This window comes from Streptomyces sp. ISL-1, assembly GCF_018614585.1.
In the GTDB taxonomy this organism is placed as follows: domain Bacteria; phylum Actinomycetota; class Actinomycetes; order Streptomycetales; family Streptomycetaceae; genus Streptomyces; species Streptomyces maoxianensis.
In genome coordinates this window covers 191326-213755 of sequence record NZ_JAGGOI010000032.1, presented here as the reverse complement: position 1 = coordinate 213755, position 22430 = coordinate 191326, and the positions used below count along the sequence as shown (strand labels likewise).

Annotated in this window: 16 protein-coding genes and 1 CRISPR repeat array; of the genes, 10 read left to right on the top strand and 6 right to left on the bottom strand. The window is 68.6% G+C overall.

The annotated features are described in order from the left end of the window. The first annotated feature begins 91 nt into the window (after positions 1 to 91). The gene (locus J7E87_RS23865; RefSeq protein WP_215096526.1) at positions 92 to 1882 is read left to right on the top strand and encodes an FAD-dependent oxidoreductase; all 1791 of its coding nucleotides are present in this window, start codon (positions 92 to 94) and stop codon (positions 1880 to 1882) included. A 24-nt stretch (positions 1883 to 1906) separates the two neighbouring features. Here J7E87_RS23865 and J7E87_RS23860 read toward each other — a convergent pair whose 3' ends face one another. Then, the gene (locus J7E87_RS23860) at positions 1907 to 5221 is read right to left on the bottom strand and encodes an NACHT domain-containing NTPase (RefSeq protein WP_215096525.1); all 3315 of its coding nucleotides are present in this window, start codon (positions 5219 to 5221) and stop codon (positions 1907 to 1909) included. Positions 5222 to 5436: 215 nt separating this feature from the next. On the opposite strand from J7E87_RS23860, the gene J7E87_RS23855 reads away from it, so the two are divergent. The 4 genes from J7E87_RS23855 to J7E87_RS23840 all read left to right on the top strand — a co-directional run bounded on the left by J7E87_RS23855 (position 5437) and on the right by J7E87_RS23840 (position 8796). Further along, positions 5437 to 6492, top strand: coding sequence for an NAD(P)-dependent oxidoreductase (locus J7E87_RS23855; protein WP_215096524.1), 1056 nt, complete (start codon positions 5437 to 5439; stop codon positions 6490 to 6492). Beyond that, positions 6489 to 7178 (top strand): glycosyltransferase family 2 protein, encoded by a 690-nt coding sequence (locus J7E87_RS23850; protein ID WP_308313051.1) that lies wholly within the window; start codon positions 6489 to 6491, stop codon positions 7176 to 7178. Before J7E87_RS23855 ends, J7E87_RS23850 begins: the two co-directional genes overlap by 4 nt. Before the next feature lie 227 nt (positions 7179 to 7405). Beyond that, complete coding sequence (locus J7E87_RS23845; protein WP_215096630.1) at positions 7406 to 8152, top strand: DUF2064 domain-containing protein; 747 nt, start codon at positions 7406 to 7408, stop codon at positions 8150 to 8152. Beyond that, the gene (locus tag J7E87_RS23840) at positions 8149 to 8796 is read left to right on the top strand and encodes a methyltransferase domain-containing protein (protein ID WP_215096523.1); all 648 of its coding nucleotides are present in this window, start codon (positions 8149 to 8151) and stop codon (positions 8794 to 8796) included. Before J7E87_RS23845 ends, J7E87_RS23840 begins: the two co-directional genes overlap by 4 nt. A gap of 283 nt (positions 8797 to 9079) precedes the next feature. After that, a CRISPR array of direct repeats spans positions 9080 to 9793; the repeat unit is 28 nt; unit sequence GGACCATCCCCGCGGGCGCGGGGAGCAG. A 93-nt stretch (positions 9794 to 9886) separates the two neighbouring features. On the opposite strand, the gene cas2e (J7E87_RS23835) is transcribed toward J7E87_RS23840, so the two are convergent. Continuing rightward, positions 9887 to 10237 carry a type I-E CRISPR-associated endoribonuclease Cas2e gene (gene cas2e, locus J7E87_RS23835; protein WP_215096629.1) on the bottom strand — a complete coding sequence of 117 codons (351 nt, stop codon included), beginning with the start codon at positions 10235 to 10237 and terminating at the stop codon, positions 9887 to 9889. A 571-nt stretch (positions 10238 to 10808) separates the two neighbouring features. On the opposite strand from cas2e (J7E87_RS23835), the gene J7E87_RS23830 reads away from it, so the two are divergent. From J7E87_RS23830 to J7E87_RS23810, 5 genes are all read left to right on the top strand, one after another. Continuing rightward, positions 10809 to 11327 carry a hypothetical protein gene (locus J7E87_RS23830; protein ID WP_251017892.1) on the top strand — a complete coding sequence of 173 codons (519 nt, stop codon included), beginning with the start codon at positions 10809 to 10811 and terminating at the stop codon, positions 11325 to 11327. A gap of 621 nt (positions 11328 to 11948) precedes the next feature. Further along, positions 11949 to 13505 carry a trypsin-like serine protease gene (locus tag J7E87_RS23825; protein ID WP_308313050.1) on the top strand — a complete coding sequence of 519 codons (1557 nt, stop codon included), beginning with the start codon at positions 11949 to 11951 and terminating at the stop codon, positions 13503 to 13505. A 294-nt stretch (positions 13506 to 13799) separates the two neighbouring features. Continuing rightward, on the top strand, positions 13800 to 17486 hold the full coding sequence (locus tag J7E87_RS23820) for an ALF repeat-containing protein (RefSeq protein ID WP_251017891.1): 3687 nt from the start codon (positions 13800 to 13802) through the stop codon (positions 17484 to 17486). A gap of 3 nt (positions 17487 to 17489) precedes the next feature. Next, complete coding sequence (locus J7E87_RS23815) at positions 17490 to 17924, top strand: hypothetical protein (RefSeq protein ID WP_215096521.1); 435 nt, start codon at positions 17490 to 17492, stop codon at positions 17922 to 17924. 651 nt (positions 17925 to 18575) lie between these two features. After that, on the top strand, positions 18576 to 18734 hold the full coding sequence (locus J7E87_RS23810; RefSeq protein ID WP_215096520.1) for a hypothetical protein: 159 nt from the start codon (positions 18576 to 18578) through the stop codon (positions 18732 to 18734). Between the two features lie 758 nt (positions 18735 to 19492). Here J7E87_RS23810 and cas2e (J7E87_RS23805) read toward each other — a convergent pair. From cas2e (J7E87_RS23805) to J7E87_RS23790, 4 genes are read right to left on the bottom strand one after another with little or no spacing between them, the layout of a single operon-like run. Beyond that, positions 19493 to 19843: a type I-E CRISPR-associated endoribonuclease Cas2e gene (cas2e, locus tag J7E87_RS23805; protein ID WP_215096519.1), complete on the bottom strand. Its 351-nt coding sequence runs from the start codon at positions 19841 to 19843 to the stop codon at positions 19493 to 19495. Next, positions 19840 to 20808, bottom strand: coding sequence for a type I-E CRISPR-associated endonuclease Cas1e (gene cas1e, locus J7E87_RS23800; protein ID WP_215096626.1), 969 nt, complete (start codon positions 20806 to 20808; stop codon positions 19840 to 19842). Before cas1e ends, cas2e (J7E87_RS23805) begins: the two co-directional genes overlap by 4 nt. Before the next feature lie 4 nt (positions 20809 to 20812). Next, positions 20813 to 21622, bottom strand: coding sequence for a type I-E CRISPR-associated protein Cas6/Cse3/CasE (locus tag J7E87_RS23795; RefSeq protein ID WP_251017890.1), 810 nt, complete (start codon positions 21620 to 21622; stop codon positions 20813 to 20815). Beyond that, positions 21585 to 22412, bottom strand: a complete 828-nt coding sequence (locus J7E87_RS23790) for a hypothetical protein (protein WP_215096518.1) — start codon at positions 22410 to 22412, stop codon at positions 21585 to 21587. Before J7E87_RS23790 ends, J7E87_RS23795 begins: the two co-directional genes overlap by 38 nt. Positions 22413 to 22430 lie beyond the last annotated feature (18 nt).

The window sequence follows — 22430 nt, the reverse complement described above, 5'->3', positions numbered from 1 at the left end:
ACGAATGGGCCCACGCGTGGCTTCCGGGCCATGGGGGATCTCCGTAAGCTCCTGCGCCGTACGAGGCAGTTACCGTCGGTAAGGGGTGGGGATGGACCGGGTGGGCAGCACACGACGCACCTTCATGGCGGGGGCCGCCGCGGTCGGCGGCACGGCAGCGCTGGCCACGGCCGGCACGGCCGCGGCCGCAGGCCCCGGGGGCACGGCGGACGGCGGCTCCCCGGTGGCGCAGTCGGTCGCCGTACTCGGCGGCGGGGTCGCCGGACTCACCGCCGCGCACGAGCTGGCGGAACGCGGCTTCAAGGTCACCGTCTACGAGCGCAGAGCGCTGGGCGGGAAGGCCCGGAGTATGGACGTCCCCGGCAGTGCAAGAGGCGGCCGCCGGCCGCTGCCCGCCGAGCACGGCTTCCGCTTCATCCCCGGCATCTACCACAACCTGCCGGACACGATGCGGCGCATCCCGTTCCCGGGAAACGCCAACGGCGTCTGGGACAACCTGGTGGCACCGTCCGAGATGTCCTTCTCCCGCACCGGGCGCGAAGACTTACGGATCCCGCTGCCCTGGCCGGGGCACAAGCCTGCCGACCTCACCCTCGACGAGATCCGTCGCGCGCTGACCGCCGCGCTCGACACGATGCGGGGCATTCCGGCCCATGAGACGGCGTACTTCGTGAACCGGGGTCTGGTCTTCCTCACCAGCTGCGACGAGCGGCGCGACGGGACGTGGGAGCGCACACCCTGGTGGGAGTTCATCCGGGCCGAGCGGATGAGTCACGACTACCGGCGCATCCTCGCCGTCGGGCTCACCCGGAACATCGTCGCGACCAAGGCCGAGGAGGCCAGCACCCGTACGGTCGCCACCCTGCTCGAAGCGTTCGTCTTCAACGCGCTCGGCCGGGGCGCCGACGGACCGCTCGACCGGATCCTCAACGCCCCCACCAACGAGGCGTGGATCGACCCCTGGGCCGGCCATCTGAGGAGACTGGGAGTGGAGTTCCGTATCGGCTGGACGGTACGGGAGGTGAAGTACGGCGCCGGCCGGGTCACCGCCGCGGTGATCGAGGACCCGCAGGGCGTACGCCGGTCGGTGACCGCCGACCACTACGTCTCCGCGATGCCGGTGGAGCATGCCCGGCGGACCTGGGGCGCCGAGCTGCGCGCGGCGGACCCACAGCTGGGGCGATGCGACAAACTTCAGACGGACTGGATGACGGGGATTCAGTTCTATCTCACCGAGCGCGCGTCGCTGCTGCACGGCCACCTCAACTGCATCGACTCACCCTGGTCCCTGACGGCCATTCAGCAGGCCGAGCACTGGCCCGCCCGCGATTTCCCGGCCGACTACGGCGACGGCGTCGCGGTGGACTGCCTGTCGGTCGACATCTCCGAGTGGGACAGGACCGGCATCCTGTACGGGAAGACCGCCAAGCAGTGCACCCGTACGGAGGTCGCACGGGAGGTGTGGGCCCAGCTCAAGGCGGCCGTGAACGACACGGGCCGCACGGTGCTCAAGGACAGCGCGCTGCACTCCTGGTTCCTCGACCCGGGCGTGGACGGCCTCGGCACCCCCAATCCGACCAATGACGACGAACTCCTGATCCACCCGGTCGGGACTTTCCACCATCGCCCCGAGGCCGCCACCCGGATCCCCAACTTCTTTCTGGCCGGGGACTATGTGGCCGTCGACATCGACCTGGCGACGATGGAGGGCGCCAATGCCTCCGCCCGCGCGGCCGTCAACGCCCTTCTGGACCGGGCCGGTTCACCGGCGGCCCGGTGCACGGTGAAGCCGCTTTTCCGCGCCCCCGAGGTCGAGCTGATGAAGCGTCATGACCGCACTCGCTACCGGCTGGGGCTGCGCAACGCGTTCGATCTGGGGTGATCTGGCGCGATCTGGGGTGAGGCGTCAGGCGGAGCCGGGCGGCTGAGGCTCGAGGTTGTCGACGAACCGGCGTGCCCGGTCGAGGAGTTCGGCCGGGACGGCACTCAGACCGTCGGCCGGGGTATCGGCCAGCAGCCGGGAGACCGCCCGGTCGAGCTGTGTCTGTGCCCCTCCATGGCGCCGGCTCTCGGACCACAGGGCCAGCACCCGGGCAGGGTAGGCGACCGTCAGGGCGTCGAGGGATTCCTGCGCGCACAGCTGGAGCTCGGCGGTGGCGTTGGCCGCCAGGGCCGTCAGGGCGGCCCGCGCCTTCAGCTCCAGGCAGGTCGTGTCGAGCCGCCCCGGATCGGGTGCGTTCAGCACCTCGTGCACGACATCGGCCGGAAGCCGGGCGGCATCGGTGATCAGTTGCCCGAACACGAGCCGGATCACGCGGCGCAGGGTCTCGTCGCCGAGACCGCTCCACGGTTCGATGAACGTGGCGCAGTGTTCGTACCGGGCCACGAGTTCGGTGTCGGGGACGCCGATGCCGCTCGCGAGCCACAGCGACGTCAGACCGTGGGCGATCGAGGTGGCGGTACCCTCCGGGGTGCCCACGAAGGTCGTGACGGCGGGGGCCAGCCAGACGAAGACAGGGTCCACGGCGTGCAGGACGACGGAGTCGTTGGTGCCGCCCGACACCGCCATCTTGTGGCGGATCTGGTCCGGGTAGGGCCGGGCCCAGCTGACCCTCCTGCCGCGGTCCTCGTTGCCCGGCGGGCGGCCGTACAGCCAGTAGGCGTCCACTGGTTCCGGGGAGTCGACGAGGTCGTGCACCGGTCGGATGTCGAGTTCCCGCCGGTCTCCGTCCCAGGTATGACGGATGCTGAGGGCCAGCGCGAAGTCCGTCCACTCCGGTTCGGAGAAGGCCGCCCGCCACAGCAGTACACGCCGGTGCCAGATCACCGCCGGCTTGTCATCGTCGGGGAACAGCACGCTCGCCTTGACCCCGCCGGTGACCAGGAGCGTCAGCATCAGCAGGTTCGCGGAGTACAGGCCGTGACGCGACGAAGTGGCCCGGATGGCCGGCCGGTAATCGGCGAACCGGTGCTCGGTGCGGTTTCGGTGGTCCGCCATGACGGTGATGAGGAGCTCGCCGAGCCGTTGCCGGTCCTCCGGGGCGATCCGCCGGATCCGGGCGCCGACGAAGCGGAGCATCTGGCGGGACGAGAGCGGCGCGTAGGACAGCAGCACGTACAGCAGGTCGTCGTCGACACTTGCCCGGCCGACGGAGAGTGCCGGGCGCTGGTCGAGCAGCCCTTCGAGCAGCTGCACGGCGAGGCGGGCGGCGAGGTACTCGCCGAACGTGGCGTGCAGGAATTCGTAGGTCGTCAGGCGCTGCTCGTCGCGGAGCGCCTGGGCACGCTGGACGAAGAAGAACCGGCCGAGCGCGATCTCCCCCTGGTCCAGGGGCGCGCGGAATCCGTCCCGTACGGGATCAGGGCGGCCGAGAAGCGCTGTCAGGTCCTGCTCCGCCTCGGCCGTGGTGATCCACTGGCGGTGCCGGTTGAGCATGCCGAAGGAGATCAGGGACAGCCGTTGCAGCTCCTGCTCGGCGCGCTGCGCCAGCTCTCCCTCCCGCCACGCCGTGGCCGACTTGCCGACCTCGCGTACGGCGAAGGACGCCAGCAGCTCCTCGTACAACTCTGCCTCGCCGATGGGTTCATCGTCGCCGGCTCCGCGTTGCAGGCCGTTTGCGGCGGCGTCGTACAGCGCGAGCATCAACAGCAGAAGGGGCTGCGAGGCGAGCACCTGGTGACGGACGGCCACGGCGGCCGGCAGCGGTCGCAGACCGCGCTCGGTGAGGTAAGGCCTGTTGAGGCGGTTCCACAGGTCGAGCCAGCGCTCGATCTGCGGCTGCCGGAAGGGTTCGAGCCGCAGGGCCACCGACCCTTCCGGGTAACGCGCCCGGTCGGCGACGGCGGTCCGGCTGGTCACCAGCGCGAACACCGGGCGCCCCTGGTCCGCCTCGCGCTCCTGGAAGCGTGCGACCCGCACCAGGTAGTCGGACTGGCTGACGCCGGTGGCCTGCAGCAGTTCGTCGAAGCCGTCGAAGAGCAGCACAGGCACGGCACCGTCCGCCGCCCGCACCAGCTCCGGCCAGGAGACCCGCTCTCCGGTCGCGGCCCGGACGGCATGCTCGATCTGCTCCTGGATGTCGGCGTCCGCGGGCACTTCACGCAGGACGATCCGTACGGGCAGATAGCCGGCCGCGGGCAGCCGGGCGCTGAGGATCTTGGTCAGTACGGACTTTCCGGCGCCGGGCTGGCCGAGGACGACCAACGGAGCGGTGGTCGACGCCACCGAGGTGAGGACGCCCGCCAGATACTCGGTGAGGTCGGACCGTACGGGCTCGGGCTCCCACCACCCCTCCTGGGCCGGAGTCTGAGCGCCTTCGAGTACCGCGCGTACCCGGAAGTCGGGGTCGACGTATCCCGCGCCGAGGGTGGGCAGGCAGATGCCGGAGGGAGCCTGCCCCTCGGAGAGGATCGGCCGGGGCAGAGCGGCCTGGTACCCGGTGGCCAGGGCCGCGGCGGCGTGGCTGAACGGGCGGAGGTCGCTCAGTCCGGCGAGGGCGGTCTCGATGCCGGTGAGCGCGTGGCGAACGGAGACGCGGGTGGCCTGGTGCTCGATCTGGCCGGACCAGAAACCGAACTCCGGTACTTCCTGGGCGAGTTGCGCGTAAAGCTCCTCGTAGCGCCCGATGGCGAGCCGGGGCAGCCCGACGGGCGCCCGACCGGTCTCCTCGCGCTGCGCCTCGTTCAGCCGGTCCCACACGGCCAGCCCCTGGACGAACCACAGCAGTCGCCCGGTGAGCTCGGCGTACCAGCTGTGGAGGTCCACCAGGACACGCTCGTACGGCAGGTGAGGGGCGGGCTGCGGCGCCCCGGTGCCGAGCAGTGCCTGAACGAAGGCCTGCCCCTCGTCGTCTCCCCCGGCGATTCGGATCTGCTCGCGCCTGGTGAGCTCCACCTCCTGCAGCCGGAAAGGCAGTTCCACCTCGCCCAGCGCCTCGAAGAAGGCGGTGACCACAAGCACCGTGTGCGCCGCCGCGAGCCGCTCCGTCCGCGACGCGCGGTCCGCCGACCCCAGACTCCCCCGGAGCCCCGACGTCAGATCACGCCCGAGCCGCAGGATCCGCCCCTGCGCGTCGAACACGTTCAGCACCGCGTCGCTGATCCCGCCCGTCGCCATCGACAGGGCCCCGCCGAGCGCCCGGTCGGCCGCCGCCAGACCCGCGCTGTCGCCGGTGAGAATCGCCACCGCGTCGCTGTAGCTGAGCAGTTGTCGTCCCCGCACCGATCCCCCTGGTCATCTTCCGCCCCGTCCCCGTCCGGTCTACCACGCGGCTCGCCGCCCGGCGGCGGAAAGTGGTCACATACGGGGCGGACCGGTGTGCCCGGGAGACCTGGCGCAGCGGTACGAGGACTCCGTACGGCCGAAGTCCTTACGGACATGTGACGGCACGGCGCGCGACGACGATCAGCGGGGCCTTGAGCCGTAGCGTCGCCAGTATGCGTGTACTCGTCACAGGAGGCGCGGGCTTCATCGGCTCGCAGGTCGTCGCGGCCCTCGCCGCGGGCGGCCATGACCCGGTCGTACTCGACGCCCTGCTCCCGGCGGCCCACCCGGAACCTCCACCGCTGCCCGACGCGGAGTGGATCCTGGCGGACGTACGGGACCGGGTGGTGACGGCGCGGGCGCTGCGCGGCGTGGACGCGGTCTGCCACCAGGCGGCGATGGTCGGGCTCGGCAAGGACTTCGCGGACGCACCGGATTACGTCGGCTGCAACGATCTCGGTACGGCCGTGCTGCTGGCGGCGATGGCCGAGGCGGGGGTCGCGAACCTCGTGCTGGCCGGCTCGATGGTCGTATACGGCGAGGGGCGCTACGACTGCCCGCGCCACGGCCGGGTTCGGCCCGGCCCGCGCGCCGCCGCTGATCTCGCGGCCGGGCGCTTCGAGCCGCTGTGCCCCAAGTGCGGGGCGGAGTTGGCCCCGGGGCTGGTGGGCGAGGACGCGCCGACTGATCCGCGCAATGTGTACGCGACGACGAAGCTGGCGCAGGAGCATCTGGCCGCGGCCTGGGCCAGGGCGAGCGGCGGTCGGGCCGTCGCCCTGCGCTACCACAATGTGTACGGGCCGGGGATGCCCCGGGACACCCCGTACGCGGGCGTGGCCTCGTTCTTCCGGTCCGCGCTCGAACGGGGCGAGGCGCCGCGGGTCTTCGAGGACGGGCGGCAGCGGCGGGACTTCGTCCATGTACGGGACGTCGCGGACGCGAATGCCATCGCACTGGAGGCGGTGCGCGGCAGGGAGCCGGGCGTGCTCACCGCGTACAACACGGGCAGCGGCACGCCCCACACGGTCGGCGAGATGGCGGCCGCCCTGGCCTCGGCGCACGGCGGTCCCGCGCCGGTGGTCACCGGGGAGTTCCGGCTGGGCGATGTACGGCACATCACCGCGGACTCGCGGCGGCTGAGGACCGACCTCGGCTGGAAGGCGCAGGTCGGATTCGCGGAGGGAATGGCGGAGTTCGCCACGAGCGGGCTGCGGGGTGCGGCGTCGTGACCGCGGACGTGGACGTCGTCCTGCCATGTCTGGACGAGGCCGAGGCCCTGCCGTGGGTGCTGGAGCGGATCCCGCCCGGGTGGCGCGCGATCGTCGTGGACAACGGTTCGACGGACGGCTCGGACCGGATCGCCCGCGGGCTGGGCGCGACGGTGGTGCACGAGGAGCGACGCGGCTTCGGCGCCGCGTGCCATGCGGGGCTGCTGGCCGCCGAGGCGGAGTATGTGTGCTTCTGCGACTGCGACGCCTCGCTGGATCCGGGGCTGCTGACCGGTTTCGTACGCCAAGTCGCGGACGGGAAAAGCAACTTGGTGCTGGGCCGCCGACGGCCGCAGGGCCGGGGTGCGTGGCCGCCGCACGCCCGGGCCGGGAATCTGGCCCTGTCCCGGATGCTGCGCCGGCGCACGGGCCTGCGGCTCCACGACCTGGGCCCGATGCGGGCGGCACGCCGCGAAGACCTGCTGGCCCTGGACCTGACCGACCGCCGCAGCGGCTACCCGCTCCAGATGGTGGTCCGCGCGGCGGACGCGGGCTGGCGGGTGACGGAGGTGGACGTCCCGTATCTGCCGAGATCGGGAAAGTCGAAGGTGACGGGCACGTGGCGGGGCACGTGGCAGGCGGTCCGGGACATGCGGTCGGTGCTGTCGGAGCGTCGGGCGGGCGGGGTGGGGGGTGGTGTGCGATGACAGCGAGGGGCGCGGCGGGCGCGCCGGGCGCCACGGGTGCGCCTGGCCAGATGGGGGCGACGGATACCTCGGAGGCGGCGAGTGCCACGGGCGCGACCGGCCCGACGAGTACCACGAGTGCGACGGGCGCGGGCGCGACGGGTGCGGTGAGTGCCGTGGGCGCGACGGGCGCGATGGGTGCCGAGGGCCCGACGGGCGCGATGGGTGCCGAGGGCCCGACGGGCGCGATGGGTGCCGTGGGCGCGACGGGCGCAGCGGATACCAGGGGTGCGGCGGGCGCGGCGCGTACCACCGGTGCGAGAGGTGCCACGGGCACGCGGCAGCCGCCGGCCGACGGAGCGGTGGCAAGCCGCGGCACGCTGCTCGTCATCGCCAAGGCTCCCGTGCCCGGGCGGGTCAAGACGCGGCTCTGTCCCGCGTACTCCCCGGAAGAGGCCGCCCGGCTGGCCGAGGCCGCGCTCCGCGACACCTTGGACATCGTGCTGGCCACTCCCGTACGCCGCCGGGTCCTCGTACTCGACGGTGTACCCGGCGACTGGCTGCCGGACGGCTTCGAGGTCGTGCCGCAGTGTGCGGGCGGGCTCGATGCGCGGCTGGCCCACGCCTTCGGGCTGTGCGAGGGGCCGACGCTGCTGGTGGGGATGGACACACCGCAGATCACGGCCGAACATCTCCGCGCCGGACTGGTGTTGGGAGACGGCGAGGCATCTTTCGGGCCGGCCGCCGATGGCGGGTTCTGGGCGCTCGGGATGGCCGAGCCGGATCCCACACGGTTGCTAGGCGTGCCGATGTCCGTGCCGCAGACCGGAGCCGTGCAGCGGCAGCGGCTCGTCCGGGCGGGGCTGACGGTGCGTGAGCTGCCTGTGCTGCGGGACGTCGACACCGCGGCGGACGCGCGCCTTGTCGCGGCCGGGGCGCCGGGCACCCGGTTCGCCGCGGCGGTTGCCGCGCTCGCCGGGGCGGGGGCGCGATGACCGCGCCCGCCTGGCAGGCCGATCCGTACACCGACGCACTGCGCTCCGGCCGCGGCCCGCTCTTCCTGCGCCGACCGGACGGCTGGCTGTTGCCGCTGGAGGTGGAGCGGTGGTGCGCGGCGCCGGACGCCGCGGATCTGACGGTGCTCGAGCGCTGCCGCGGCACGGTGCTCGACATCGGCTGCGGCCCCGGCCGCCTGGTCGCGGCGCTCGCCGCGCTGGGGCGGCCGACGCTCGGCATCGATGTGAGCCCCGAGGCTGTGGCCCGCACGGTGCGGACGGGCGGCAGCGCGCTGCATCGTTCGGTCTTCGATCCGCTTCCCCGTGAGGGGAGTTGGGGCACCGCCCTGCTCATCGACGGCAACATCGGCATCGGCGGGGACCCGCGTGCCCTGCTCGCCCGCGTGACACAACTGGTTGCCGACGACGGTGTGCTGCTGGCCGAGACCTCCCCGCTTGATGTGGACGAGCGCGTACAGGTACGCGTCTTCGACGGCGGCAGCGCCCAGGGCTCGGCCTTCCCCTGGGCCCGCGTCGGCACCCCCGCGCTGCTCGACTACGCGCGCTTCGCGGGTTGGGCGACGGACGAGGCGGACCAGTGGGCGGTGGCGGGGCGCACGTTCGTGGCGCTGCGCCGGGCGTAACCCGCGGCAGCTAGGTTCTGGTCGGTCGATCCCGAGCGGAGCCCTATGGCGATGACTGTGCCGAGGAAGACGTAGCCACGCTTGATGCCCCGATGGATGTCAAGCAGCGACTCCAGGGCGTCCTGCCTGGTCAGCCGTAGTGCTCGCTGGGACGATGAGCCGGTAGATCTCTCGTGCGACGTAGCGCTTGAGGCAGCGGATGAAATCACGTCGTGTCTTGCCCTCGGTCAGGCGTCGCCGCAGGTAGTCCCGGGACCGGCCGTTCGACGGTGTTGCACTCCAGGGACCATCCCCGCGGGCGCGGGGAGCAGTGGATGCGCTCGACGATCACGCGCTCGGATTCCGTGGTGCGGAGCCGCGGGACCATCCCCGCGGGCGCGGGGAGCAGCACTGGGCGTCACTGTTCTCTAGCGGATCGCGGGGACCATCCCCGCGGGCGCGGGGAGCAGACCAGCCGGGGCAGCGTTACGAACGCCGAGGTGGACCATCCCCGCGGGCGCGGGGAGCAGGGACCAGGCCCGGTCCGGGTGGCCCCGTTCTTGGGACCATCCCCGCGGGCGCGGGGAGCAGGGGTCACGTTCCATCCGCCGGCCGCCACTTTCAGGACCATCCCCGCGGGCGCGGGGAGCAGGCCGACGTGGCGAGCGACCCGGCCCGCGTGATGGGACCATCCCCGCGGGCGCGGGGAGCAGGGCACGCATCGCGGTCGGCGCCTGAGTGCGGAGGGACCATCCCCGCGGGCGCGGGGAGCAGAACGTCACCCAAGAGGTGGCCAGGCTGCTGGCGGGACCATCCCCGCGGGCGCGGGGAGCAGTCTCGGCATCCTTCTCCCGCAGCGTCTCCAGCGGGACCATCCCCGCGGGCGCGGGGAGCAGTTGACGTCGGCGTCCTCGTCGAGGGCGATGCGGGGACCATCCCCGCGGGCGCGGGGAGCAGCCGCGTTCGCCGCCGACCAGGAGGAGCGCGACCGGACCATCCCCGCGGGCGCGGGGAGCAGACTGCGTGAGCTGCGTCTTTAGCGTGGGTGCACACCGCCCTGGAGTACTTTCACCAATTCCGACAACTCGACGAAAGCCGACAAAGTATCCGTTCAACTCCTTCCGAAGCGACGTCGTTTGGCCGCCTTGCTCCAGCCCGCTTTCGGAGCGGTCGTCGACGGTGTCAGGTTGGCGTTTGGGCGGCGGATCAGGGTCAGGCCTTCATGGTCGACTGGGCTCCAGCTGTGGTCGTGGGTCCGGAAGGTGAAGCCCTGCTCATTACTGGTCGTGTGAGTGAGCAGGGCGCGGCCTTGACCCGCGTACTGCTGCACTCCCTCCCACAGGGCGTCGCGGATTCTCGCGGAGGGGTTGCCGATGAACACTCCCGCGGAGATCTCCAGGAGCCAGCGGGTGAGGAAACCCCGCAGCCCCGCAGGGCAGTTGGTAAGGACGATCACGATCACCAGGTAAGGCCGTTGAGGACTCACGAACTATTGAGGGTGGACAGGGTCCGCGCAGAGAATTGGTCCATACCAATATGGATTCACGCAGCAATCAATTGCGGGCGACAGGAATGGAATCATCGATACGGCCTCTATTCGCTACAGGTTTCCCGGATTATAGCGAATCCTCGAGTTTCATATTGAACCGTACCGTCGCACGGCCACTGCTGCTGCCGAGACAGTGTCGACTCCGTTCGTCACCGTTTCTTAACGGTGGGTAGTACAACCCTCCCGACTGGGTGACAAAGGCCACAATCTAGCTGCCACTTATGCCCTATTTATTGCTATTTGATCAGTGGACAGGTCGCTGCGAGTGACACGAAGATTACGTGAACGAAAGAAGAGTCTCCACTTCTAGTTGCGACTTAATCCACAATGGAAAAACAAGTGTCGCCTATATCTATATCCGCGCAATAAGCGTGTTTCATTTGAGCCTCTGCAACCTCAAGCCCGCCTTTAGTCACAGCGTGAAAACGCGACCCCAAGCAAAGAATGTGGGAATGCAATGAAGACACGCACCACAATTAAGTCCATGCTGCAGCGCAAAAGGCTCGTAGTGCGTGGCGTCGGCACAGCGACACTCGGCGCCCTGGCGTGGGTCGCGCTGACGGCTGGCGCCGCCAGCGGGTCCAACCCCGGCGCAAACACTGCGGTGGCCGCCGCGGACGACATACCCCCGTACGCCGTGGAGGACTTCAGCTACCCCGGCGCCGACAAGATCCTGGCGGAGAGGAACATCCTCCTGAAGCGCGGTGATGGCCACATCGTGCTGGTCGACTGCGCGAGTGGCACTGGGTTCCTCGAGGTCTCGGCCCGCAAGCAGGACAGGATCTGCTTCCAGGTCACCGGCAATTCCGGCTGGTTGACTCTCGAGCTCCCTTCGGTCTACTCCGTCAAGGGCAACAGCTATGAGGCCCAAGTCGACACGACCGTCGGTAGCGGCGAGAAGAAGACCTTCGACATCACCAAGAACACCTGGACTTCGGTGGGCGAGGGCCTGGATCCGCAAAACCCTCAGCACACGCTCGTGGAGATCAGAACCTCCAAGTAGCACCCGGTCAGCCCCAGCGTCCATAGGTTCGCTCTGTTGAGCGGATGGGCAGCCTCGTGCCAAGGAAACCCAAGGTCATGCAATCCTTCAGACCCTCTCCCCTCTCCGCCCTGGCCTCGACCTTCATCGCGGTCCCCCTCGCGCTGTCCGCCGTGCCCGCATCCGCTCCGTCACCGGCGCCGCTGACACGAACAATGCCTATACGTTCACGGCACGGTTGGAGATCGGCGAGGGCGACGCCTACCGTGCCTGCTCCGCGCCCTCGTAGATTCCGGGTGGGTTCTGACCCCTGCATCCTGCTTCACCGGCGGGCTTGCCGAACTCACACCAGGCAAGCCCGCGGAGAAGACCATAGCCACCATCGGCCGCGGCGCTCTGACGGGTACCGGAGGGCACACCACCGAGGTCGTCGAGCTTGTCCCCCGTGCCGACCGCGACCTGGTCATGGTCCGCCTCTCGCAGCCCGCCACCACCGTCACTCCGCTCGGTTTGGCCAGCACCCCGGCGAACTGGCCGGCCCCTGGGTCGACTGACAGCCAGCCTGATGTGCCCTTTGGTGCGGCGCTGCGACAGGCGATAGGTCCCACCGCCCCGTCAACTTCATGCATAAGGAAAACAATCGTGTCTGAATTACGTCCACGTGCAGCATCAACAGCGGTGCTCGTAGCCGTCGTTGCTGCGGCCGGTGTGCTCACCGGTACCTCCGCACAGGCTGTCGCCGGTGCACCAGCTTCGGATGCGTCGTACGCGTTCACCGCGAAGCTCGACATCGGGGACGGTGACCAGAAGCGGTCCTGTTCCGGTGCGCTCGTCTCCCCGCAGTGGGTCGCTACCGCGAGCAGCTGCTTCGCCGATGACCCGGCCCAGCCGGGTGCGGTTGGTGCGGGGAGGCCGAAGCTGAAGACCGTCGCCACCGTGGGGCGTGCCGACCTGTCAGGCACGGGCGGTGTGGTGAGTGAGGTCGTGGAGCTCGTCCCGCGCGAGGGCCGCGATCTGGTCATGGCGCGCCTCGCAAGCCCCGTCACCGGCGTCAACCCGGTCGCGCTGGCCACCACCGCACCTGCTCCAGGTGAGGAGTTGAGGGTGGCCGGCTACGGACGGACCAAGGAGGCGTGGCTGCCCAACAACCTCCACACCGCTGCCTTCACGGTGACCACCGTCGCCAGTACCTCGCTGGACATCGACGGCAAGTCCGCCACCGACGCGATCTGCAAGGGCGACACCGGCGGCCCCACCTTCCGAGAGAAGGGCGGCAAGGCGGAGCTGGTCGCCGTCAACAGCCGCTCTTGGCAGGGCGGTTGCTTTGGCGAGAGCGAGACCCGCACCGGGGCCGTTGCCACCCGCCTCGACGACGTGAACAGCTGGATCCAGAAGACCCGGCTGACCAACGAACTCCCCACCGTCACCGACGTGATGACGTCTGCCGACTTCAACGGCGACGGCCGCACCGACATCGCTGCGGTCCTCACCGACGGCAGCCTGCACGCCTTCTACGCAGGCCCGGACGGGACCCTCGAGTACGGCCGCAACCTGTGGAAGGACAACGGCTGGAAGACGGTCAAGAAGATCATCGGTGGTGACTTCAACGGCGACGGCAAGGCCGACATCGCAGCCATCACCGGAGCCAAGGCCCTCCTGCTCTACCCGGGCACGAGCAACACCGGAACCCTGGGCGAGAGCCGCAAGATGTGGCACGACAACAGCTGGACCGGCGACCTGCCCGTCACCCGCTTCAAGTCGGACACCTCGGGCCGCGACGCCCTGGCGGTCCAGGCCGCAGACGGGGGGCTGCTCGCGTACACCAGCCGCCCCGACGGGGTCCTGACCAGCACCACGCGTCAGCTGTGGCCCGACAAGACCTGGACCAAGAAGGTCGTCGCCGGTGGCGACTTCAACCAGGACGGCTGGGACGACATCGTCGCACTCGCCACCGACGGCAACCTCCACCTCTACAAGGGCAACGCCAAGGGGACCCTCGACGCGGCCAGCTCCCTGTGGCCCGACAAGTCCTGGGCCGGAATGAAGGCCGTGCACGTCGGCGATGTGAACGGCGACGGCAAGTCCGACCTCATCGGACGCCAGACAACGAGCAACAACTTCTTCTGGTACGCCGGTGACGGCTCCGGGAACCTCGCCCTCGGCAAGACCATGTGGCCCACCGTGTCCACCACGTCTTGACCTGACACACAGCTATCCCTCGCTGTCGCACCCCAGAACGTGCGGCAGCGAGAGGTACCTCCAGGACCACCGGACATGCCGGTGGTCCTGTGTCCCAGGGCGCCTGATCACGATCGCGACGAACCAGCAGTCGGTGCTCCGCTACCGCAGTCAGCATCTGCCGGACACCGCGGCGTGCACCGTCAGCCAACTGCCTGAGTGAAATTCCTACCTGCCCTGTTGCCGACCATTCTCACGAGCAGCGGAAAGACCACCTAACGCGCGATTGAGGCAGGCAAAGCGGCTGGCCACGTCATGCGGATACAAAACGAAATTTCCGAACTCACTCCTGCGGAAGCAGGAAAGTTGAGCAAGCTCCACCGACTGCCAATCGAACAAGGAGCAATTGCATTGAATGCCAGATTGCGAGCCGCGCCGGGATGGCGCGGCATCGTGGCAACGCTGATAGCCCTGGTGATGCTACTGGGTATCGATCCCCGTCCTGCCGCGGCCGACGAAGAGACGTGGGTCTACTACAGATCCGAGGTGCTGGAAGCCTGGAAGTACGGCGGCCCAGGGGTCCGCGAGGCAGCTAAGGCGGCTCTGGCAGGGTCGGACCAGGAAATTCAGACGTTCATGGCCGAGGACCTGCCGCTTCTTGAGGTGGACGATCTTCGGGTGCAGATCGCCCAGATTATGGCCACTAGTGGTCCGGGCGTCCGCGAGGCGGCCAACACTGCCTTGAGCGGCAACGTTGAGCAGTTGCACGGCTTCTTGAACAATGAGTTCGTCCCGGCTTACGACGAGGATCTGCGGGTCAGGGTGGCGCAGGTCATGGCCACTGGTGGTCCGGGAGTGAAAGAGGCGGCCGGTAAGGCGCTGGACGGCTCCGCCGACGACTGGAGCACGTTCCTCAACGAGGGCCAGTACCGGGAACGGAACGATGACAACCGGGTTCTCGTCTCGCAACTGATGAGTTCAACCGGCCCGAACGTGAAGAAGCTCGCGGGACAGGCCCTCGACGGAACGGCCGAGGACATCCAGGAGTTTCTGGACCACGGCTGGCCGATTGCGGCGGCGCGCGACCAGGAGACGCTCACCGTTGCTGAGCTCGCCGGACTCGCTGACGTCGCCCAAAAGCGGGCGACGGAACTGACCGTGACCGCCAAGGAAGAGGGGGCCAAGGCGGAGAAGGCCACGAAGGCAGCCAAGGAGGCGGCACTGCTCGCCGCCGAGGAGGCGAAGAAGTCCCAGGCGTCGGCTGGCAAGGCAGCGGCGGCAGCATCCCGGGCGGCGGCCGCCGCCGATCGGGCAGCCCAGTCCGCCCGCACGGCCGTGGCTGCGGCCGCAGGGGCAAACGCGGCGGCACGGGTGGCCGCCACTGCCGCGGCGCAGGCGGCTTATGCCGCCAGCAAGGCGGGGAACGCAGCATCCTCAGCCAGGTATGCCGCCGCCGCGGCAGCTGGCGATGCATCGAAGGCCTCCGAAGCTCGGAAGGCCGCGCAGAAGGCACGCGACGCAGCCAAGGGAGCAAAGAAGGCGGCTGCCGCCGCTGGCCTGGCTGAAATCGCCTCCGGTGAGGCCGCGAAGGCAGCCGGAGCCGCAGCAAACGCGGGCGTCAACGCCGCTGCCGCAGCAGCCGCAGCAGCCGATGCCGGCCGATGGGCCGGCGAGGCGGGTGCCAAGGGTGACGAAGCTCAGCGAGCAGCAGCGCGGGCCAAATTGCTAGCCGACCAGGCAACAAGGGCGGCCGCCGCTACGCAGACCAACGCCAACGAGGCCGCCGCAGCCGCCAAGCAGTCGCGCCTGGCGGCCAATGATGCCGCCGTACACGCTGAGGCCGCGGCAACGGCAGCCGACAAGGCCGCCGATGAAGCGGGCAAGGCGGTGGACGCCGCCGCGGCGGCCACCGCTGCCGCGAATGCGGCCACCACGTCCGCCAACAACGCGCTGTTGGCGGCCAAGCAGGCCGAAGGTGTGGTGAAGCTGGCCCAGAAGGCAGACGCCGAGCGTCTGGCTCAGCAGCAGGACGAGGCGGTTCTGGCGGCCGAAGAGGCCCTCCGCGCCCACGAGGCTCGCAAAGTCGCCGCCCAGTGGGAGGTAGGCCGCCTCCAGAAGCTCAACTCGCAGACTCTGGAACTGCTGAAGGAAGCCGCAGCGGCATCCGACCCAACGGTCACGGCGGCCAAGGGGCGCCAGGCCGCAGTGAACATGCTCAACAGCGGTGGGACCTGGGTGCCAGATGCGGCCGAGCAGGCCTTGGCAGGCAGCGACGCGGACGTGGCCGGGTTTGTGCGCACCAGGCTGACGGTGGCTCTGGAACAGGACGACCGCGCCAGCGTGGCGCATATCGCCGCGACCACCAAGATCCCCGCACAGCAGCAGGCTGCCCTGGATGTTCTGGACAAGCCGATCGACCAAGTGCGGGAGTTCCTGCGCACCCGCGCCTACCCGGGCAAAGAGGATGACGACCGGGTCACTGTGGCCCAGATCTCGGCCGCAGGCGGCACGGGTGTGAAGGCCGCCGCTAGCCAGGCTCTCGACGGTACCGCGGTCGACTTGGCGCAGTTCCTGGAGACCGGTCAGTACAAGGCCCGCGAGGATGACGACCGCGTAGCGGTCAATCAGGCCCTCAGCGCCGGCGGTCCCGAGGTCAAGGCTGCAGGGCAGGCCGTGTTGTCGGGTCCGCCGTCCGGACTGCGCGCCTTCCTGAAGATCGGTCTGTACAAGGCCCGGCAGCGTGATGCCAACACCGCGGCGCATACCGCCGAGGTCAACACCTTGCTGAATGCCGCGTACAAGTCGGCGGCGCTCGCACAGAAGGACGCTGCCGAAGCCCAGAAGGTCGCGGCGCAAGCCCGCGCGGACGCCGCCGAAGCTCTCAAGTGGGCAGACAAGGCCAAGACTTCTGCCGATCAGGCGAAGGACTACGCCCAGAAAGCCGATACCTCAGCAGATCAGGCGGCCGCGTCCGCCGACCGCGCCGCAGAGTCCGCGAAGACGGCCAGAAACGCGGCCGTTTCGGCCCAGCAAGACGCCCAGTCAGCCGCCCGCTCCGCGGAACAAGCCCAGCACTCCGTGGGCGTTGCCGCACGGTATGCCTCGCAGGCGAACATGTCTGCAAACGAGGCAAGTATGTCGGCGAAGGCAGCAGGCAAGGACGCCGCAGAGGCGGCCACAGCTGCGACCGAGGCCCTGGAGGTCGCAGCAAAGATACTGGTCGCGGAACTGAAAGCCCAGGTGAAGAAGGAGCTCCAGGAATCCAGCAAGCCGATCACGGACCAGGAGTTGCGCACGGCGCTTGAGAAGCGGCTGGTCAAGTACCGCACGGATCTGTTCAAGGACGGGGAGCTGAAGCCAGGTGAGACGATTCTGGTCTGCGGATCTGAAGGCGCCGGCGGCATGGGCTGCATCACCAGCACGTATCTCGACCGCCTGATCGCCTGGTACATCGGCGCGGATCAGATTGAGAAATGCCTCACCAAACCAGATGGATCGTGCCTTGAGGGCCTCGCGGCGGCAGCCCTGAAATTCAAGGTGAAGGGTGTGAAGGGGCCCTGCACGAAGAAGCTGAGTGCGGGCCTGCGATCAGCTGGCTCTCAGGGCGCTCGAGCATCGGTGACCTTGGCTGCCTCATCCGGTGAGTGCAAACTGTGGGACAACCTCGAACCGGACGACGTCCCCATACCCCTAAACAAGGTGCCCCTCACGAAGATGGATGAGTTGCTCGAGGCAACCGGAAAGTTCGTCTACGTGGTCCTGCCGGACGGTGAGCTCCGCGTCACCAGGCTGGGCAGTATTTACGGGCACCTTGATCTTGCACAGGGAGGAAAGATCATTGTTGGCGGCGAGCTCAAGCTGTGGCAGGGGAAGATCAAGAGCATCGACAACAAGTCGGGCCACTACCGGCCGACGGGGGCGGAGGCTCGGGCAGCCGCCGAGAAGGCATTCCGGGACGCCGGGTTCGAAGTGGGTGAGAAGTCGTACAAGGAGCGATGGTAGGGCGTGCAGTCAATAATCGAACCGCCTGGCGGAGAAGGGAGAGTGGAAATGTCAGAATCTGAGGTCTACGCGCTACTCATCAATGGATTCCGTGAGGTATCCACGACTCTCGATCAGACACTCTCCACGCTCGCAGCAGATCCGGTACTGGACGAGCTCGCCAATCGTGTGGAGCCGCTTCAGGAGTCAGACGAAATAAGGCAGGCGATCTTGTACGTCCTCGATTCCCACCAGGAGTTTTCCGGGGCTGCAGAGATTGTCCAGTATTTCGCTGACAGATTTCAGTGGGCCTGGATGAGGGACGAAGTCGAGAAGCGTTATCTCGACTGCCTAGCGAACAGGGACATCCGGCTCACTCGCCACTTCGAGAGAATGCTGGAAGCATTCTCCCCCGACTGGGAGGACAGGGAACTGTTCCCAAGCCTCGATCGTCATTGACGGATCACGAAACACCACGCTGAATCAGCGTTGAAAAGAGGGTAGGGCCCTGCCTGAGTCTATTCGACTCAGGCAGGGCCCTACCAGTCGTTATGGCAGGTCGTTGTCCCGGTCCATCTGTTCTCCCGTATATTCGCAATATTGAGCCCCTGGCCTCATATCTCCGCAGGCGCGCAGGGGTGTATCCGACGGTCTTCTCTAGCCTTGTAGAGAAAGAGGATTGAATAATTCTCAAGATCTGCGGATCGAAACTCGACAGCTCAGAGAACAGTGCAAGATGTCATAGACAAGGGCAGGAGTCTTACCGAGTACACGAAGGAAGCGCTGGCCTTATGGAATGAGACGAAGCCGGAAGACCGCATCCCGTGGAAGCTAAGGGGCGGCGCCGAGGGCTGGCAGATAAGGGGCGACCTGTGAGTGGAGAAGGCATCTATATCAAGGGAGATAGTCACCTGGTATGACTAGGAAATCAGATTTCCACGAGGCGCTCGAGGCTTTCAGGTCGCTGCGCTACCCCGACTACCCTCGGACGGAAGAGCTCCGCGACTGGAACTCCCACCTCCTGACTCTCGACGGACATATCGCCGGCTATGCGATACGGGTCGGAGAGGGGACTCTCGACGTACGGATCTCGAATCCCTCGTCCTGGCTGTGGAGAACCTCGCCCGCAGCCTTGAGGACATCCGCCCCCAGAGCCAGGAAGACACCGATCTCCTCAAGGATTACAGGCACTACATGGCAGCGCTGGAACGCCTGATTCACGAGCTGGCGTCGCTCGCGCATCGCGAGGGTGGGGCATCCACGCTGTAACCACAGGCACTGGCCGTCACCTCTCCGATGGGGGCGGCCAGGCGCCGGTGCAGCTTGTTCTCCGCATGTTTGTCTATAGCGCCAATCGACGGGGCCGCCGCCATGCACTGGCTGATCATCTGCGAGATACGGCCGCGCTCGCGCGCAACTTTGCCGACGTGTTCGGGGCCGGCGAGCTAGCCGGGTACCTCGGTCTGATCCATGACGTGGGTAAGGGGTACTGCGCGTGGCAGCAGGGCCTGTGCCGTGCCAAGTTGACGGGCGGACGCGTAGGCATCGACCACAAGGCCGCGGGGGTACACCTGGCCGCCCGCCGGGTGATGCCGTGGCAGGGACCTTCCCCGCGGGCGCGGGGAGCAGACCGACGGTGCTGCGGCGCGGGACCGGCGCGAGGGACCATCCCCGCGGGCGCGGGGAGCAGTCGGCCGGGCTGGTCCTGGACGACTGGCAGCAGGGACCATCCCCGCGGGCGCGGGGAGCAGGCTGCGGCCGCCTACCTCGCCGCGGGCGCCGAGGGACCATCCCCGCGGACGCGGGGAGCAGTGGGCTTTCGCCTTCTTCATGTCCAGGCGCTTGGGACCAACCCCGCGGACGCGGGGAGCAGGGTCTCGCCCAAATTCCGGCCATGGCACTCTCGGGACCAACCCCGCGGACGCGGGGAGCAGACTGCGTGAGCTGCGTCTTTAGCGTGGGTGCGCACCGCCCTGGAGTACTTTCACCAATTCCGACAACTCGACGAAAGCCGACAAAGTATCCGTTCAACTCCTTCCGAAGCGACGTCGTTTGGCCGCCTTGCTCCAGCCCGGTTTCGGAGCGGTCGTCGAGGGTGTCGGGTTGGCGTTTGGGCGGCGGATCAGGGTCAGGCCTTCATGGTCGACTGGGCTCCAGCCGTGGTCGTGGGTCCGGAAGGTGAAGCCCTGCTCATTACTGGTCGTGTGAGCGAGCAGGGCGCGACCTTGACCCGCGTACTGCTGCACTTCCTCCCACAGGGCGTCCCGGATTCTCGCGGAGGGCTTGCCGATGAACACTCCCGCGGAGATCTCCAGGAGCCAGCGGGTGAGGAAACCCCGTAGCCCCGCAGGGCAGTTGGTGAGGACGATCACGGTCACCAGGTCATCGCCTCGTCCTCGTCGCTGCCGTCTCCGTAGTTGCGTCCGGCGGCGACCTCGATGCCGCCGTCGCTCTGGAGCGTGACCACGTCCCGGTCACCGGGCCCAGCACTGCTCTTGGCCTCCGGAAGGAGGAGGCGCTTGATGTCGTCGACACAACGGTCCAGCAAAGAGAATTCGTTGATGCGGTCGCGCAGGGCCCGGCGGGTACGTGGGCCGACGTCCTCCGGGTCCTCCGCCGCGATGTCGAAGGCCAGGGGAATGCCCAGTTCGGTCTTGTAGAGATCGGCGATGTCCAGAACAAACGACAGCTCATGGCCGGAGTGCACGAAGCCCAGTGCGGAACTGCACCCCAGGGATGCAACGACGGCGTGGGCAATGCCGTACATGCACTGGGCGGCCGCGGTGAGTGCCTGGTTGACTGAGTCACTGCCGGCAAAGTCGCCCGGGGCGTACTTACGGCCGCGCCACGGGATTCCGGTGCGCGCAGCCTGCGCCCGGTAGCAGTCCTTGACTCGTCGGCCTTCGCGGCCGAGCAACTCGTGTCGGGTGAGTCCGGCCGGGTCCTCGTCGGGAAAGCGCAGTCGGTACATGGCGCGGGCGACGGCGATGCGGGTGCGGACGTTGGCCCACTGGACGGCCTGTGCCTCCGCGAGTGCCGACGAGCGGGTCAGTGCGCGGCCGCTGGCGTAATAGCGCACGCCCTGCTCCCCCACCCAGGCGACAGCCGCGCCGGTCTCCCCAAGCACGCTCATCGCCTGGTGGGTGATACGGGTGCCTGGGCCGAGGAGGAGCGTGCCGATGGTCGCCGACGGTATGTGCGTGGTGCCGTCGGCGTCCTCGGCGGTTATGGCGTTGGCATCCCGGTGGACCGTGCAACGCTCGAGATAGATGAAGGACAGCCGTTCGCTGGTGCGGGTGAGGTGGCGCGGCGTGAGGGCTGCGCGCCTCGAGACCGTCGTCACCTGCTCACCTGCCACCGGGCAAGGGTGCCAGGGTCATCAGGCCGCAGCCGTACGCCTTGGCCCGGCCGAGCCCTTGGGTGAGGGTGCCGCGCAGTGCGCCAGGGTCGCCGACCTCGAGGCGGCCTTCGAAGGTGACGGTAACCAGGCTGACGGGGCGTCGCCCCGAGGCATTTTGGTCGCGGGACTTGTCGAAGGACAGATCCCTCCTGTCGCGGACGCTCAACTCGTACCGGTCGCCGTGGTGTTCATGCTTCATGTGCGTCGTCCCCTCAGGCAGGAGCCGCTTGCTGTCGGGCTCGCGCCACATCACCTTCGGCAGCTCGGCGCGCCGGCGGACGTCTTCCAGGAGCGCGGCCACGCGCGTCTCGCCCTCGCCGATGACCAGTGCGGCGAGGTTGCGGAATCGGGAGTCGCGAAGGACCAGATCGGGTGCGGCCTTGGCGTGGTGTCCGCCCGCCATCACCAGGATCTGCGGGGCGAGCAGAGAGGCGATGCGCGCTGAAAAGGCGTAGGTGGGCGCGAGGAGGTTGAAGCCCGCCCAGCGGGGTTTCACCGCGTTGACCATGTCAGCGGTGTGCTGGATGCCGAGACCGTGTGCCTCGGCATCCAGCACCCCGACGTTGAAGCCCTCTTGCTTGGCGTAGGTGGCGATGTACCCGAGTCCGAGAACGGGAAGGGTGTAGTCGTTGACGCGGGCGCGCTGGTCGTAGTCCCGTAACGGGGCGTTGACGAACACAGCGTCGACAGGCCGGTTCAGGTCAGCGCCGGCAATCAGTTCATGGGCGTGTGCCGGTGTGCTCAGCGGTTCGGGCATGGGCCCCCCAGGTGAGTGTGGTCAAGGTGAGGGTGTGCAGGTGCCGGTCGCCGGGGCCGGCCAGGTGGCGCCAGTGCGGGTTGAAGGCTTTCTCGGTATCCGGCCAGGCGTAGGCCCGGGCGACCTGTGCAGCCCAGGTGCGGACGGCAAGGTCGGCGTGCGGGTAGACGGTGAAGTCGCCGGTGAAATCCGCAGCCGCCGCCGACGCGGTCCACGGGCCGATCCGGGTGACACTGATCAGAGCGCTGACGAGGTCGGCCGGGGCCGGCCGCACCCATGTGTCCTCGTGCTGGCGGTAGGCGCGGGCAGCGGCCTGCAAGGCAGTGCGGTGGAACTTGGCGCCGATGCTCGCGAACGCGTCATCGTCCAAGTCCAGGACTTGCTGGGCATCGGGTGCCACCGCCAGCGGGCCGTGCGCCGTGGTCAGGGTGGTGCCGTAGGCCTGGCACCAGGCGCGGTAGAGACGGCGGGCCTGCCCAGCGCGCACGACCTGCCGCAGGATCGCGGTGGTGATCGCATCCCAGAGCCACGGGTTGGCCAGGCGCCGTGTCAGGCCGAGCTTCTTGAGCCCGGCGCTGAGCTCCTCGGGCACGCTGGTCGGCAGCGTGGACGGGTCCGTGGTGATGATGCGCGGCTTGTCGTCCTCCGTGCCCTCGATGCAGTGGAGTTCAAGTTCGTCCGGCCCCCAGGAGGCCAGCCACAAGCCGGTACCGCTGCGCACGGCGCGAACTCGCGTGCCATGGGTGGTTTCCTCCCACGCCGGGTGATCAGTGGTCAGGACAGTGCTCATGGTGCTGCTCCTCGCCGG

Bases quoted from the DNA above. Each gene is read 5' to 3' on its own strand.
- J7E87_RS23865 (WP_215096526.1), top strand. From the start codon at position 92: ATGGACCGGGTGGGCAGCACACGACGCACCTTCATGGCGGGGGCCGCC.
- J7E87_RS23855 (WP_215096524.1), top strand. From the start codon at position 5,437: ATGCGTGTACTCGTCACAGGAGGCGCGGGCTTCATCGGCTCGCAGGTC.
- J7E87_RS23845 (WP_215096630.1), top strand. From the start codon at position 7,406: ATGGGTGCCGTGGGCGCGACGGGCGCAGCGGATACCAGGGGTGCGGCG.
- J7E87_RS23840 (WP_215096523.1), top strand. From the start codon at position 8,149: ATGACCGCGCCCGCCTGGCAGGCCGATCCGTACACCGACGCACTGCGC.
- J7E87_RS23830 (WP_251017892.1), top strand. From the start codon at position 10,809: ATGCTGCAGCGCAAAAGGCTCGTAGTGCGTGGCGTCGGCACAGCGACA.
- J7E87_RS23820 (WP_251017891.1), top strand. From the start codon at position 13,800: ATGCGGATACAAAACGAAATTTCCGAACTCACTCCTGCGGAAGCAGGA.
- J7E87_RS23795 (WP_251017890.1), bottom strand. From the start codon at position 21,622: ATGCCCGAACCGCTGAGCACACCGGCACACGCCCATGAACTGATTGCC.
- J7E87_RS23790 (WP_215096518.1), bottom strand. From the start codon at position 22,412: ATGAGCACTGTCCTGACCACTGATCACCCGGCGTGGGAGGAAACCACC.